This window comes from Pseudomonas sp. S44, from assembly GCF_016624805.1.
Taxonomy (GTDB): Bacteria; Pseudomonadota; Gammaproteobacteria; order Pseudomonadales; family Pseudomonadaceae; genus Aquipseudomonas; species Aquipseudomonas machongensis.
The window spans coordinates 35,057-48,738 of sequence record NZ_JACVTY010000007.1 but is presented as its reverse complement, the minus strand read 5'-3'; the positions used below and the strand labels follow the sequence as shown (position 1 = coordinate 48,738).

The following is a 13,682-nucleotide window of genomic DNA, read 5'->3' as shown; positions in this document are numbered from 1 at the left end:
GTTACAACACCGCGGTATCGATCAGGCTCAGACTGGGCCCGGTTGTATCCTTGGCCTGGCGCTTTGCCTGTGAGGCGAGATCGGCCAACTGCGCCGCATCGAGGCTGGCACAGCATTCCGGTCGCAGCAAAACCACGCCGATCGACAGCGACAGCAATGGGAAGGTCTCCCGCTGCCCTTGGCGGTTGTGGGCGATGAAGCACCCGGCCTCCAGGTGCTCGCTGCGATAGAAACGTCGACATTCGCGTAGAAAATTATCGATCAGCTGGTGCAGCCGCTCGCGCCAATCGAGCGACCCCAAGACCAGCATGAAATCATCACCGCCGATATGCCCGACGAAGTCGCGGCGCGGATCGACGCTGTCGTTCAAGCACTGGGCCAGGCACAGCAACACCTCGTCGCCGCGGGCATAGCCATAGATATCGTTGAAGGGTTTGAAGCTGTCGATGTCGACGTAGCACACCGCCGCCGCACGCTGTTGCTCCAGCAGGCGGGTCAGGCACTGGCGGATCGGCACGTTGCCCGGCAGCAGGGTCAGGGGGTTGGCGTAGCGGGCCTGCTGGATCTTCTGCTCGGTGATCAACTTGAGCACATCGATCACCCGCCCCAGGCCCTGGTAGCGACCACCGTGGGTGATGATGAAATCTTCCTCGATGCGCTGTCGTGCGCGGCTGGTGAGCAGGCGGCTGACCTGCTGCAGTGACTGGCTGCGCTCGACTGCGAGGAAGTCTTCGTTCATCAGTCGGCTGATCGGCTTGCGGGCGAACAGGTCGGTGCCGAACGGCTGGAGCAGAACGTCGGACAGCGAGTGCCGATGGACGATACCGCAGGGGTGGCCCTGGGCATCGAGCACGGCCAGGGAGTTGAGATTGGCCTGGCGGCGAAACGCTTCCAGCACCTGCTGGGTCGGGGTGTCCAGCGCAACCGCAGGCTGCTCGATCAGCAGTGCGGCGAGGTCGCTTCCTTCCTCGTTGATCATCAGTGCGCTGCCGTGCGCCGGGGGCAGCAGATTCAGGCCCTCGCGCGGGGGGAATTCCTGAGGGCGGCCGAGCAGGTAGCCTTGCAACAGGTCGACGCCCATGTCGGCCAGTACCGTCAGCTCCTCGCCCAGCTCGATGCCCTCGGCAATCACCTGGGCCTTCGAGGCGCGGGCGATCTGCAGGATGGAACCAACGAATTCGCGTTTGAGCGGATCCTGATGGATGCCGTCGATGAAGTGTCGGTCGATCTTCACGTAGTTCGGACGCAGCTCCGACCACAGGCGCAAGCTCGAATAACCGGCACCCAGGTCGTCCAGCGCGATGGAAAAGCCCATGTCCCGATAGTGATGCAAGGCGTTGGACAGCAATTGGAAGTCGTCGGTGGGGGTTTGCTCGGTCAGCTCGATCACCACACGGCTGGGTTGCAGACCGACCTGCTCGAGCATCTTCAGGGTGCGCCCAGAAGGGTAGTGCGGCTCCAGCAGCGACTCGGGCGAGACATTGAGGAACAGCTTGCCTTCGAGCCCCAGCTCGCTGAAGCGTCGGCATGCGTTCTCCCGGCACAGCACTTCCAGCTCGCTCAGGCGCCCCGCCTGGCGGGCGATGGCGAACAGGTTCAGGGGTGAATGCAGAGGGCTGTTGGACGGTCCGCGGCTGAGCGCCTCATAGCCGAGGATGCGTCGCTCGGAAAGGCAGATGATCGGTTGGAACAGGCTGTGAATGCTGCGTTGAGCCAGGATGGCGCTCAAGGCACTGAGCTGTTCGGTGACGGTCATGGACTGCTTCCTGAAAATGAAAAGGCCGGACGTTTTGGCGTCCGGCCCTTCTATTTCACGACAGTGCGATGACTGTTTGATGACAGGTCACATTAATCTGCCATCACCTGGTCGAGTCGCTTACTTCTTCGCCACTTGCGAGCTCAGGCGCAGGTAGTCGAGCAGGATGCGACCGGTTTCGGCCAGGTAGGCATCATCTTCTGGCTTGGCGTCGTCCTTCTCCTCGGGCAGGGCGTCTTCGTCGACCTTCTTCAGTTCCTTGAGCGGCTCTTCGCCCTTGGCCTTGCGTCGGGTGTTCTCCAGCGCCAGTTGCTTGGCCTCGATCTCGTCGTGACGGGTACGGCGATCCTGCTCGTTGAGGCTGACGGTCTTCTCGTTCATCAGGCGCTGGGTCAGCGCCAGGCGGTCGCGGATGTAGGTGAACTCGGCATCCTTGACGCTACGGGCTTCATGCTGCGCCTTGAGCTGGGCCAGGAATGGCTTGAACGGATCGGCTGCCGGCTTGACCACCGGGCGGATGGTGTCCCATGGCATGGCTTCGGGCAGGGCGCTCTCGCCGATTTCCTTGGTGTCGATGATCGACGGGTAGTCGATGTCCGGCAGTACGCCCTGGTGCTGGGTGCTCTGGCCGGAGACACGGTAGAACTTGGCCAGGGTGAGTTTCAGCTCGCCATGGTTCAGCGGCTGGATGGTCTGCACGGTGCCCTTGCCGAAGGTCTGGCCACCGATGATCAGCGCGCGGTGGTAGTCCTGCATGGCGCCGGCGAAGATCTCCGAAGCCGAGGCCGAGAGGCGGTTGACCAGCAGTGCCAGCGGGCCCTTGTAGAAGGCGCCGGGGTTCTCGTCCTCGAGTACGTCGACGCGGCCGTCGCTGTTGCGTACCAGCACGGTCGGGCCTTTCTCGATGAACAGGCTGGTCAGTTCGGTGGCTTCCTGCAGCGAGCCGCCGCCGTTGTTGCGCAGGTCGATGACCACGCCGTCGACCTTCTCCTTCTGCAGTTCGGTGAGCAGTTTCTTCACGTCGCGCGTGGTGCTCTTGTAGTCCGGATCGCCAGCACGGTAGGCCTTGAAGTCGAGGTAGAAGGCCGGGATCTCGATGATACCGAGCTTGTAGTCACGACCGTCCTGCTTGAGCTTGAGCACCGATTTCTTCGCTGCCTGCTCCTCGAGCTTGACCGCCTCGCGGGTGATCGAAACGATCTTGGTGGTCTGGTCGTTCGGTGCGTTGCTGGCTGGGATGATTTCAAGACGCACCACCGAGCCTTTCGGGCCACGGATCAGCTTGACCACTTCGTCCAGGCGCCAGCCGACCACGTCGACCATTTCCTTGCTGCCCTGGGCGACACCGATGATCTTGTCGGCAGGAGCGACCTGCTTGGTCTTGGCGGCAGGGCCGGCCGGTACCAGGCGCACGATCTTGACCTGGTCGTTGTCGCTCTGCAGCACAGCGCCGATGCCTTCGAGCGACAGGCTCATGTTGATGTCGAAGTTTTCGGCGTTGTCTGGCGACAGGTAGTTGGTGTGCGGATCGTAGGACTGGGCGAAGGTGTTGATGTAGGCCTGGAAGATGTCTTCGGCACGGGTCTGGTCCAGGCGCGCCAACTGGTTCTTGTAGCGCTTGGTGAGCGTTTCCTGGATCTGCTTGGGATCCTTGCCGGCCAGTTTCTGGCGCAGCACTTCATCCTTGACGCGCTTGCGCCACAGGTCGTCGAGCTCGGCCTCGTTCTTCAGCCACGGAGCGTCCTTGCGGTCGACCAGCAGGTCTTCCTTGACGGTGAAGTCGATCTTGTCGACGCCCTTGTTCAGTTCGGCCAGGGCGAAGTCCAGGCGCGATTTCACGCGGTCCAGGTAGCGCTTGTAGATGGTGAAGCCAGGGTCGAGGTTGCCGCTCTTGAGGAAGTCGTCGAACTGCGTCTTCCACTTGTCGAATTCGGCGATGTCACTGGCCATGAAATAGCTGCGTGATGGATCGAGCAGTTTGATGTAGCTGTCATAGATGATGACCGAGCGGGCATCGTCCAGCGGAGGCTTGCTGTAGTGATGGCGCTTGAGCAGCTCCACCACGTTGAGGCTGGCGACGATCTCGTCGCGGTCCGGCTGCAGGCTGTCCCATTTGTTGGCGGCGGCCGCATTGCCACCGAGCGTGAGGCTGCCGAGGCCGACCATGAGGGCGAGGGCGGTGCTGGGGAGGAAATGCTTCATGCTGATTCGACGTGGGGGCAATTGATCACGCATAGTAGGCCGTCTTTTCCGTACGCCGGTTCCATGAAACCGGCTGAATACTGCAAAAAACCCGGGACATGGCGATCCCGGGCTCAGTCATGACTCAACTATGGAGGCACTGTGAAGGCATTGCAAGGCGTTGACGGACATGTAGCCTGGGTCGAAGCCGAACGTCCGGTTTGTGACGCGGGGCAGGTACGCATTCGAGTGGCTGCGGCCGGGTTGAACCGCGCCGACCTGTTGCAGATGAAGGGTTTGTACCCGCCGCCACCCGGTGCCAGCCCTTACATGGGGCTGGAGTGCGCCGGGGTGATCGAGGAGGTGGGTGCGGGGGCAGATTGGCGCGTGGGCGATCGGGTCTGTGCGCTGCTGGCCAGTGGCGCCATGGCCGAAGAAGTGGTCGTGGATGCCCGCCATGTGCTGCCGGTGCCCGAGGGCCTGAGCCTGCACGAGGCGGCCGCGCTGCCTGAGGTGTACGCCACGGCCTGGCTGAATATCTTCCAGCTCGGGGCGGCCAAGGCGGGTGAGAAGGTACTGGTGCACGCCGGTGCCAGTGGTGTGGGCTCTGCGGCCATCCAGTTGGGCAAGGCGTTTGGTTGCCCGGTATGGGTCAGCGTCGGCTCCCAGGAGCGCCTGGACTACTGCAAGGCACTGGGTGCCGCAGGAGGTGTGGTGCGTAACGAGAACCTCGACGCGCTCAAGGGGTTCGGGCCGTTCGATGTGATCCTCGACCCGGTAGGCGCGAGCTATGGCCCGCTCAACCTGGAGCTGCTGGCCCGCGACGGCCGCTGGGTGATCATCGGCCTGATGGGCGGGCGCAAGTTCGAAGTGGACCTGGCGCTGGTGCTGGGCAAGCGCCTGGAGATCACCGGTTCCACCCTGCGCAATCGTGATGATGGCTTCAAGGCCGAGTTGCTGCGCGACCTGCAGCAGCAGGTGTGGCCGCTGTTCGCCGAAGGGCGGCTGTCGCCACAGTTGGTCGATACCTATCCAGTCGAATTCGCCCAGGCGGCGTATGCGGAGCTTGAGAGCAACCAGGTGTCCGGCAAGCTGGTGATGGTGATCGACCCTGACCTGGCGTAAGCAGACCCGGCCTCTTCACGGGTGAAGAGGCCGGAACAGGGGCAATGGATCTCAGGACCAGCTCAACACAGGCCAGCCATTGGTCTGGGCATGCTCGCGCAGCACCGGGTCTGGATTCACCGCATTCGGATGGTCCACCTTCAGTAACAGCGGCAGGTCGTTCCGTGAGTCGGAATAGAAGCTCGCGCCCTCCAGGTTCTCCTGCTCCTGGTCCAGCCACTCCAGCAAGCGAGTGATCTTGCCCTCGCGGTAGGTCAGCACGCCGTGGGTCTTGCCGGTGTACACGCCGTTGATCGCCTCCAACTCGATGGCCAGGTATTCGTCGACCCCCAGGCGTGCGGCGATCGGCCCGACAAGATGCGTGCCGGAGGCGGAGATGATCAGGATGCGATCGCCCTTGTTGCGGTGTTCGGCGATGCAGCGACAGGCATCGCCATAGATGATCGGCTCGATCACATCCTCCACCCAGGGCTCGACCAGGTGCTCGACCTCTTCCAGCGTGCGCCCGGCGATGGGCTCCAGGCTGAAGGCCATGTAGTCCTCCATCTGCAGGTGGCCCTTGCCGTACGCCTCCATCAGTTCATGGTCGCGACGCAGGAATTCCTTGCCGTCCACCCAGCCCAGCCGGGCCATCTGTTCGCTCCACAGCGACGCGCAGTCACCGTGGATCAGGGTTTCGTCCAGATCGAAAATCGCCAGTGCCATTGCTTGAATCTCCTTAAGCCACTTCCCGTAGCGCGGTGGGGTCGATCGACAGCGACACGCGCTGCCCGTCGGCATACAGATCGGCAGACGAGCGATTGAGCACGTCCACCACCACCTCCACGCCGCGCGACTCGACACGGTAACGGATCACGTTGCCGAGCAGGCTGTGACTGCGGATCTGCCCGTCCAGTTCACCGTCCAGGCCCAGGCTGATGGACTCGGGACGGATCGCCAGGCGTGCGCTGACCGGGCGCTGCAGCAGGCGGCTGGCGCTGTCGGCGTCGAGCAGGTTGTAGTTGCCGATGAAACCGGCGGCGAACAGGTCGACAGGTGCGGTGTAGAGGGTTTCGGCGTCGCCGCTCTGGACGATGCGCCCCTGGTTCATCAGGACGATGCGGTCCGACATGGTCAGCGCCTCTTCCTGGTCGTGGGTGACGAAGATGGTGGTCAGCCCCAGCTCGCGCTGGATCGCGCGGATCTGCTCGCGCAGGTGTTTGCGGATACGCGCATCCAGCGCCGACAGCGGCTCGTCGAGCAGCAGCAGGCGCGGGCGGGTGACCAGCGAACGGGCCAGCGCCACGCGCTGGCACTGACCGCCCGACAGCTGGTGCGGATAGCGTCCGGCAAAACTGCCCAGCTCCACCAGCTTCAAGGCCTCGTGCACACGCGCCTGGCTCTCCTCGGCCTTGACCTTCTGCATGCGCAGGCCAAAGGCGACGTTCTGTTCAACGGTCATGTTGGGGAACAGCGCGTAGCTCTGGAAGACCATGCCGATCCCGCGCTTCTGCGGGCTGAGTGGCACGATGTCCTGGCCGTCGAGCAGGATGCGGCCGCTGTCGACAGGTGTCAGGCCGGCGATGCAGCGCAGCAGGGTGGACTTGCCGCACCCCGACGGGCCGAGCAGGGTGACGAACTCGCCGCGTTCGATGTTGCAGTCGATGTTCTCGAAGACCGGGCTGCCGGCGTAGCTCTTTTGAAGTTTCTGGACACTGACGAAGCTCATCAGGATTTATCCTTGTTCAGGCGGTTGGCGACCCAGGTCAGTACCAGCACGAAGGCGAAATAGGAGATCACCAGCGCGCTGTTGAAGTGGCCGCTGCTGTTGCGCATGTTGTTCAGGTAGACCTGCAGGGTTTCGTAGCGGGTGCCGACCAGCAGGTTGGCGAACACGAATTCGCCGAACAGGAAGGAAAACGACAGCAGCAACGCCACCATCAGGCCCTTGCGCAGATTGGGCAGCACCACCAGAAGGGCGGCTTGCCAGGTGCTGGCGCCGAGCAGTTGCGCGGCGTCCATCAGGTCGCGCAGGTTGATCGCCTGCAGGTTGTTGGTGATCGCCCGGTACATGAAGGGCAGGGCGATGGTGAAATAGCAGCCGATCAGGATCCACGGCGTCCCGACCATGGCCATCGGCCCGCTGCCGTACAACTGCAGCAGCCCCACCGAAGACACCACCGGCGGCACCGCGAAGGGCAGCAGGATGAGAATGTTCATCAGCGCGTCGAGCTTGGGGAAGTGGTAATGCACCACGAACAGCAGCGGCAGGATCAGCACCACCGACAGTACCAACGCTCCCACGCAGACGATCAACGACTGGCCGAAGGCGGCGAGAAATCGCGGCTCGCTCCACAGTTGCACGTACCACTTGAGGGTCAGGCCGCTGGGCAGCAGGCTCGCCGACCAACTGGTAGCCAATGAGTAGAGCAGGGTGCCGGCCAGGGGCAACAGCAGGATCAGGAACAGCAGGTACACCACGGCGCGGTGGTACCAGCCGCCCTTGTGTGATTCAGCGCGCATGGTAGCTCCTTTTCAGCAGCCATTGATGGACCACCGTCACCAGGGTCATCAGCCCCACCAGCACCATGGCCAGCGCGCTTCCCAGGTTCGGGTCGAGGGTGATGTCGCCGGCCACCAGGGCGGCGATACGAATTGGCAGCACGTTGAAGTTGCCGGTGGTCAGGGCATAGACCGTGGCGTAGGCGCCCAGGGCGTTGGCCAGCAGGATGACGAAGGTGCCCAGCAGTGCCGGGGTCAGCACCGGCAGGCCGATGTGCCGCCAGAACTGCCAGTGGCTGGCACCGAGCAACGCGGCGGATTCGCGCCAGTCCTCGCGCAGGGCGTCGAAGGCCGGGTAGAGCAGCAACACGCCCAGCGGAATCTGGAAGTAGGTGTAGACGATGATCAGGCCGGTCTTGGAGTAGATGCTGAAGTCGCCGAGCAGGCCGATCTCCTTGAGCGCCAGGGTGAGTGCGCCGTTGAAGCCCAGCAGGATGATGAAGGCGAAGGCCAGTGGCACGCCGGCGAAGTTGCTGGTCATGTTGGCGAAGGCGCTGACGAAGTCGCGCAGGCGCGAATCGACCTGGCGCAACGAGTAGGCGCCGAGGGTGGCGATGACGATGCCGAACAGGCTCGACCAGAAGCTGATCTCGAGGCTGCGTTCGATGGCCTGCAGGTAGAACTTCGAGGCGAAGATCTTGCTGAAGTTGTCCAGGCCCCAGCCACTTTCACTTTGCAGGCTGGCGATGGCGACCCAGACCAGCGGGGCGATCTGGAAGATGATGAAGAAAATGGCGAAGGGCAGCAGGCAGAGCAGGGCCAGGTGGCGGCCGCGGTGGCTGGAATTCACTTGAGCAACTCCCGGCAGACCGGTTTGTCGTGGGCCGCGCCGAGCAGTTCGCAGATCGTGCCGCACAGCTCGGTCTGCAGGGGCTTGGCGGCCGGGTCGAGGCTGAAGGCGTCGCCGAAGACGAACAGCGGCACCTCGCGTTCCTCGGCCAGCAGGCCATTGTGCGAGCGGTCGTTGTTCATGCCGTGGTCGGCGGTGACCAGTACCTGATAGCCCTCTTCGAGCCACAGTGGCAGGTAGTCGGCCAGCAGGATGTCGGCGCTGCGTGCGGCGTTGCGGTACTGGCTGCTGTCCAGACCGTGGCGGTGGCCGGCATCGTCGATGTTCATCGGGTGCACCAGCAGGAAGTTCGGGGCATGACGGCGGCGCAGGTACTCGGCGTCGGCCAGCAGATGCGAATCGGGGTAGTGATCGGCGTAGTAGAACAGCCCATGCTGGATCGGCAGCTTGGGCGCGTGGGTATGGCGGTCGCGGATCGGATCGAAGGGCGAGCGGTTGTACAGTTCGCTCATCCAGTGATAGGCCGCAGCTGCAGTGCCCAGCCCGGCTTCGCGGGCGTAGTGGAAGACGCTGCGCTGATTGGACAGGCGATTGACGTTGTTGTGCACGATACCGCTGTCGATCGGCGCCACGCCGGTGAGAATGCACTCGTACAGCGGGCGTGACAGTGACGGCAGTTCGCATTCCACACGGTACAGCGCGGCGCGGTCGGCCTCGACATAGGCGTGCAGGTGGCCCATGGCGTGGTGTGCGACCTGGTGGTTGAGGCCGTCGAGCAGGACCAGGATGACGTTGTGTTGCATGTTGGCTCCGCAGAGGAATGGGTCGGTATCGCGTCGTCCTTTTCGCGGGTAAACCCGCTCCCACAGGTATCGCGCAGGCCCGGAAGCTTGTGCTGCACCTGTGGGAGCGGGTTTACCCGTGAAAGGGCCGGGTCAGGCGCTGGAAAACCCCGCTGTCACTCCATCTCGATGATCACCTGCTCCTGCCACTTCTGCGGCAGGGCCTTGGAGGTCTTCTCCCAGGCGTCGGCGTTCTTGATCGGCTGGGCGGCCTGGTACTGCTCGTTGGGCAGCAGCTTGGCCTGGACATCGGCTGGCAGCTTCAGGTGCTCGGCGCGGATCGGGCGGGCGTGGCCGATGGCCAGGTTGGTCTGGCCGGCGTCGCTGAAGATGTATTCGCGGGCAAGCTTGGCGGCGTTCGGGTGCTTGGCGTATTTGTTGATGATGGTGGTGTAGCCGGAAATCACCGAGCCATCGGACGGGATCAGCACTTCGAAACGCTTCGGATCAATCTGTTCGCGATAGCTCAGGCCGTTGAAGTCCCAGACCACGCCGACTTCCACTTCACCTTTCTCGAGGGTCTGGATGGTCGGGTTGGCAAGCGAAAGGCGCTTCTGCTGGGCCAGCTTGGTGAACAGTTGCAGGCCCGGCTCGATATTGCTTTCGTCGCCCTTGTAGGCGATGGCGGCAGCCAGTACGCCGTTGGCGGCCTGGGCTGCGGTGCCGACGTCACCGATGGCGACCTTGTACTTGCCTTTTTCCAGGTCGTGCCAGGTTTTCGGGCGTTGGTCTTCCTTGACCAGGTCCTTGTTGATGATGAAGGCGATGGTGCCGGTATAGGCCAGCGCCCAGTGACCGTCCTTGTCCTTGGCCCACTCCGGCACCTGGTCCCAAGTGCTCGGCTTGTACGGCTGGGTCACGCCCTTGGTCACGGCGATCGGGCCGAAGGCGGCGCCGACGTCACCGATGTCGGCACTGGCGTTGTCTTTTTCAGCGTCGAACTTGGCGATCTCCTGGGCCGAGCTCATGTCGGTGTCGCTGTGCTTGAGGCCGTACTTCTTGGCCAGGTCATCCCAGGTGCCTTTCCAGTTGGCCCAGGCATCCGGCATGCCCACGCTGTTCACCGTGCCTTCCTTGCGGGCGGCGTCTTCCAGGGCCTTGAGGTCGGTATCGGCGGCCATGGCCGTGGTGCACAGGGCGATGGCCGAGCCCAGCAGTGACGCCATGAAGAACTTTTTCATCCGAAGCTCCTTTGGTGGGTGCCTTGCAATCGTTGTTATGAACGCTGTTGTGAATGCTGTGGTGCAGACCTTGCCGAGAACCATTGGTCTAGGTCAGCAAACCTTGAGCCAAGGTAGGCCTGTTGCATGACAGTTTGATGTAGAACAGGCCCGCCAGCGGTGAGGCTTGGGCCCTGAAAGCAAAGCGTAGACCAGAACCCGGCCCTTTATTCGCGGGGCTTGGCCCGATTCTGGCAATCGTGGTGCAAGGGCTTTGTCACAGGATCTTCATCAGCCGTGCCTAGGCTTGCTCTATTCTCCAGTTGCCCTGTTATGGGGCTGGACTAGTCCAGATAGGTAACCTTTGATGCAATCGACCCCACCGCGGGCGGTAACAGCCATCTGCCATGCGCTGCAGGAACAGATCGAACATGGCCTGCTGATGCCGGGCGGCAAGCTGCCGGCCGAGCGCAAGCTGAGCGAGGTATTCGACACCACCCGCATCACCTTGCGTGAGGCACTGGTGCAGCTCGAGGCCCAGGGCCTGATCTACCGCGAAGAGCGGCGCGGCTGGTTCGTCGCCCCCGAACGCCTGACCTACGACCTGATCGAGCGCAGCCACTTCCATGCGATGGTGCGCGACCAGGGACGCGTGCCGAGCACGGAGCTGCTGGCGGCGCGCTTGCTGCCGGCGTCGGCGGCGATCTGTGCGCGCCTGCGGCTCCCGGCGTTATCGAGCGTGATACAGATCTGCCGTTTGCGGCGCATCGATGGACGCGGCGTGTTGTATGCCGAGCACTACCTCAACCCACGCTATTTTCCGGGGATCCTGGCGCTGGACCTGGCACAGTCGCTGACCGAGATCTATGCCCGCGAATATGGCATCCGCTACGGGCAGGTGTGTTTCGAGATCCTGCCGACTGCGTTGCCGGTGGCGGCGGCCATGGCGCTTAGGGTGTCGGCAGGGAGCCCGGGGTTGCACATCACCCGGGTCAACAGTGACCAGCATGGGCACCTGATCGACTGCGACCTGGAGTATTGGCGGCACGATGCGATTCGTATCCAGGCGCAGGCGGGGTAGCGGAGAGCTTTCGCGGGTTCGTCCGCGAAAGGGCACTAACCGGCGGAGCCAGACTCAGCCATCGCCCCACCCCCAGCCGTCACCACCTGCACCGACAACCGCGGCGTAGCCAGGTCCAGCCCGGCTTCGTCGAGCTGGCGCTTCAACGCCAGGTTGAAGGCCCGTGACACCTCCCACTGCTTGATCGGCGCGGTCTTGAAGCGTGCCCGCAGGATCGCCGAGCCCGACTCGAAACTCTCGACTCCCTGCAGTTCCAGCGGCGACCAGATGTTGCGGCGCATCAGCGGATCATTGCGCAGCTTCTGCCCCACCTCGCGAATCAGGCTGATCGCCTTGTCGATGCTCATGTTGTGCGGTATGGCGACTCGGAAGATCGCATAGCCAAACTCGCGCGAGTAGTTCTTGATGCTCTTGATCTCGCTGAACGGGATGGTGTGGACGATGCCGTCGATGTCGCGCAGGCGCACGGTGCGAATGGTCAGGCCCTCGACCGTGCCCAGGTGGCCGCCGACGTCGACATAGTCGTCGATGGCCAGGCTGTCCTCGATGATGATGAACAAGCCGGTGATCAGATCGGCCACCAGCGATTGCGCACCGAAGCCGATGGCCAGGCCGATGACACCGGCACCGGCCAGCAGCGGTGTGACGTTCATGCCCATGTTGGCCAGGGCGACGATCACCGCGATGATGAAGATCGCCACGAACAGTACGTTGCGGATCAGCGGCATCATGGTCTGCGCACGGGCGTTGGCCAGACCTCGGCGCGAACGCACCAGTGCGTGATGCACGGCGGTGTCGGCCAGGATCCACACCAGCCAGGCGGCGATCAGGGTGCCTGCCAGGCCCAGCAGGCGCACGCTGACATCATGGCCTTCGCCCTCGGCAAAACCGATCATCGAAAGCCCCCACACGCGCAGGCCCAGCTCGATGAACAGCAACCAGATGCACAGGTGGACCAAGGCGTAGCCAAAGTTCTTCAGGCGTTCGGTATACACCGCCTGACGTTTGTTGGCGCGCCGAGGTTTGGCGGCGTGGCGACGCACCAGGCCGTTGAGCACCATGCACACCACCACCAGTACGGTGCACATCAGTGACTGACGCAGGGCGGTGCTGGTGTCGCCGGCAGAGACGAAGGTGGCGAACAGCGAGATCGCCACGAGGATCAAGGCCGGGACGAACCAGAAACTGCCAAGCAGCTCGATGGTGTCGCTGAGTGTGCGCCGGGTCAGGCGCCGCGACAGGGGCTGATTGCGGATCAGGTGCGCAATCGGCCGCCTGAAGCGCAGGATGAACAAGCCTGTGCACAGGGCCGCCAGCACGTTGGTCACGGTCGCTATCGCATGGGCCAGGTGTGTGCCCAGCGCAGTGGTCAGGCGTGGATCGCTCATCGCTTCACCGAAGGCGGCGAAGCTGCCGATCAGCCATAACGGACGAAACGCCTGGTGTCGCAGGATATGCAGGGCACGGTGGCGATGCGGGCCGTCGAGCAGAGAGAAGGCGATCACGCAGATCGCCGAAAAACAGGTGCCGACCACCAGCGCATAGGCCAGGACCATGGCCAGGGATTTGCCCAGCGACGGTGGCAGGGCGAAGCTCAGGTACACGGTGAATACCAGCGCCACCAGCCAGGGCCCGAGCTTGCGCAGGGCGAATCGCACCAGGTCCCAGGTCCGTGGGTGTTGGGGCAGCTCCTCGGTCAGCCCGAAGCGGATCCGTACCCGATGGCCGATCCAGTTGAAGGCGTAGGCCAACAGGCTCCACACGGCAATGACCGCAGCGAAGCCGAACAGGATCGCTGGCCACTGGTGCACCGGAACGACCAATGCTGCCAGCTCGTTCTGGGCCTGGTCGATTTCCTGCGACCAACGCACGAAGGGGCTGGCATCGCCGCTGAACTGCTTTTCCAGGTCGTGCATGGCGTTGCCGATCAGCCCCAGTACGCCCTGTTCCACCGTGGGTTGCGACTGTTTGCTGGCATCGCGCAGTTTCTTCAGGTCGGCCAGCAACTTGGCCCGTTGCTGGTCGTTTTCCAGGCTCTTGATCACTTCGTCCAGGGACTTGTCCAGCGGCTCGGTGGCCTGGGGTTGGGCAGGCGTGCTGCTACCCAGCAAGCCGGGCAGGCCAGCGGCTTGCACCGGGGCGATGAACAGGAGGAGCAGCAGGGTCAGGCAACGGAGAAAGGCGGGCACCGGAAAATCTACCTCAG

Annotated in this window: 11 protein-coding genes; 2 read left to right on the top strand and 9 right to left on the bottom strand. The window is 63.3% G+C overall.

All coding sequences use genetic code 11. From position 1 onward, the window contains the following. Position 1: 1 nt before the first annotated feature. Both IAE40_RS07920 and IAE40_RS07915 read right to left on the bottom strand, forming a co-directional pair. Complete coding sequence (locus IAE40_RS07920; protein WP_200602962.1) at positions 2 to 1,756, bottom strand: bifunctional diguanylate cyclase/phosphodiesterase; 1,755 nt, start codon at positions 1,754 to 1,756, stop codon at positions 2 to 4. A 120-nt stretch (positions 1,757 to 1,876) separates the two neighbouring features. After that, on the bottom strand, positions 1,877 to 3,958 hold the full coding sequence (locus tag IAE40_RS07915; protein WP_176717855.1) for a carboxy terminal-processing peptidase: 2,082 nt from the start codon (positions 3,956 to 3,958) through the stop codon (positions 1,877 to 1,879). Positions 3,959 to 4,099: 141 nt separating this feature from the next. Here IAE40_RS07915 and IAE40_RS07910 point away from each other — a divergent pair, with 141 nt between their 5' ends. Beyond that, positions 4,100 to 5,062, top strand: coding sequence for an NAD(P)H-quinone oxidoreductase (locus IAE40_RS07910; RefSeq protein ID WP_153772830.1), 963 nt, complete (start codon positions 4,100 to 4,102; stop codon positions 5,060 to 5,062). A gap of 51 nt (positions 5,063 to 5,113) precedes the next feature. Here the strand turns inward: IAE40_RS07910 and IAE40_RS07905 are convergent, their stop codons facing one another. From IAE40_RS07905 to IAE40_RS07880, 6 genes are all read right to left on the bottom strand, one after another. Continuing rightward, positions 5,114 to 5,767 (bottom strand): HAD family hydrolase, encoded by a 654-nt coding sequence (locus tag IAE40_RS07905; protein ID WP_200602961.1) that lies wholly within the window; start codon positions 5,765 to 5,767, stop codon positions 5,114 to 5,116. Positions 5,768 to 5,780: 13 nt separating this feature from the next. Further along, positions 5,781 to 6,770, bottom strand: a complete 990-nt coding sequence (locus tag IAE40_RS07900; RefSeq protein WP_200602960.1) for an ABC transporter ATP-binding protein — start codon at positions 6,768 to 6,770, stop codon at positions 5,781 to 5,783. Next, positions 6,770 to 7,564, bottom strand: a complete 795-nt coding sequence (locus tag IAE40_RS07895) for an ABC transporter permease (RefSeq protein ID WP_054895577.1) — start codon at positions 7,562 to 7,564, stop codon at positions 6,770 to 6,772. The genes IAE40_RS07900 and IAE40_RS07895 overlap by 1 nt, the downstream gene beginning before the upstream one ends. Continuing rightward, positions 7,554 to 8,393, bottom strand: coding sequence for an ABC transporter permease (locus IAE40_RS07890; RefSeq protein WP_054895576.1), 840 nt, complete (start codon positions 8,391 to 8,393; stop codon positions 7,554 to 7,556). The genes IAE40_RS07895 and IAE40_RS07890 overlap by 11 nt, the downstream gene beginning before the upstream one ends. Next, entirely contained in the window at positions 8,390 to 9,196 is an 807-nt protein-coding gene (locus tag IAE40_RS07885; RefSeq protein ID WP_125931639.1) for an alkaline phosphatase family protein, read from the bottom strand. The genes IAE40_RS07890 and IAE40_RS07885 overlap by 4 nt, the downstream gene beginning before the upstream one ends. 155 nt (positions 9,197 to 9,351) lie before the next feature. After that, complete coding sequence (locus tag IAE40_RS07880) at positions 9,352 to 10,416, bottom strand: ABC transporter substrate-binding protein (RefSeq protein WP_200602959.1); 1,065 nt, start codon at positions 10,414 to 10,416, stop codon at positions 9,352 to 9,354. A 346-nt stretch (positions 10,417 to 10,762) separates the two neighbouring features. Between IAE40_RS07880 and IAE40_RS07875 the strand changes: the two genes are divergently transcribed. Continuing rightward, complete coding sequence (locus IAE40_RS07875; RefSeq protein WP_153772834.1) at positions 10,763 to 11,476, top strand: UTRA domain-containing protein; 714 nt, start codon at positions 10,763 to 10,765, stop codon at positions 11,474 to 11,476. A 35-nt stretch (positions 11,477 to 11,511) separates the two neighbouring features. Here the strand turns inward: IAE40_RS07875 and IAE40_RS07870 are convergent, their stop codons facing one another. Then, positions 11,512 to 13,665 (bottom strand): mechanosensitive ion channel family protein, encoded by a 2,154-nt coding sequence (locus IAE40_RS07870; RefSeq protein ID WP_200602958.1) that lies wholly within the window; start codon positions 13,663 to 13,665, stop codon positions 11,512 to 11,514. Between the last annotated feature and the right edge of the window lie 17 nt (positions 13,666 to 13,682).

Coding starts and splice junctions, on each gene's coding strand:
- IAE40_RS07920 (WP_200602962.1), bottom strand. CDS start 1,756: ATGACCGTCACCGAACAGCTCAGTGCCTTGAGCGCCATCCTGGCTCAA.
- IAE40_RS07915 (WP_176717855.1), bottom strand. CDS start 3,958: ATGAAGCATTTCCTCCCCAGCACCGCCCTCGCCCTCATGGTCGGCCTC.
- IAE40_RS07905 (WP_200602961.1), bottom strand. CDS start 5,767: ATGGCACTGGCGATTTTCGATCTGGACGAAACCCTGATCCACGGTGAC.
- IAE40_RS07900 (WP_200602960.1), bottom strand. CDS start 6,770: ATGAGCTTCGTCAGTGTCCAGAAACTTCAAAAGAGCTACGCCGGCAGC.
- IAE40_RS07895 (WP_054895577.1), bottom strand. CDS start 7,564: ATGCGCGCTGAATCACACAAGGGCGGCTGGTACCACCGCGCCGTGGTG.
- IAE40_RS07885 (WP_125931639.1), bottom strand. CDS start 9,196: ATGCAACACAACGTCATCCTGGTCCTGCTCGACGGCCTCAACCACCAG.
- IAE40_RS07880 (WP_200602959.1), bottom strand. CDS start 10,416: ATGAAAAAGTTCTTCATGGCGTCACTGCTGGGCTCGGCCATCGCCCTG.
- IAE40_RS07875 (WP_153772834.1), top strand. CDS start 10,763: ATGCAATCGACCCCACCGCGGGCGGTAACAGCCATCTGCCATGCGCTG.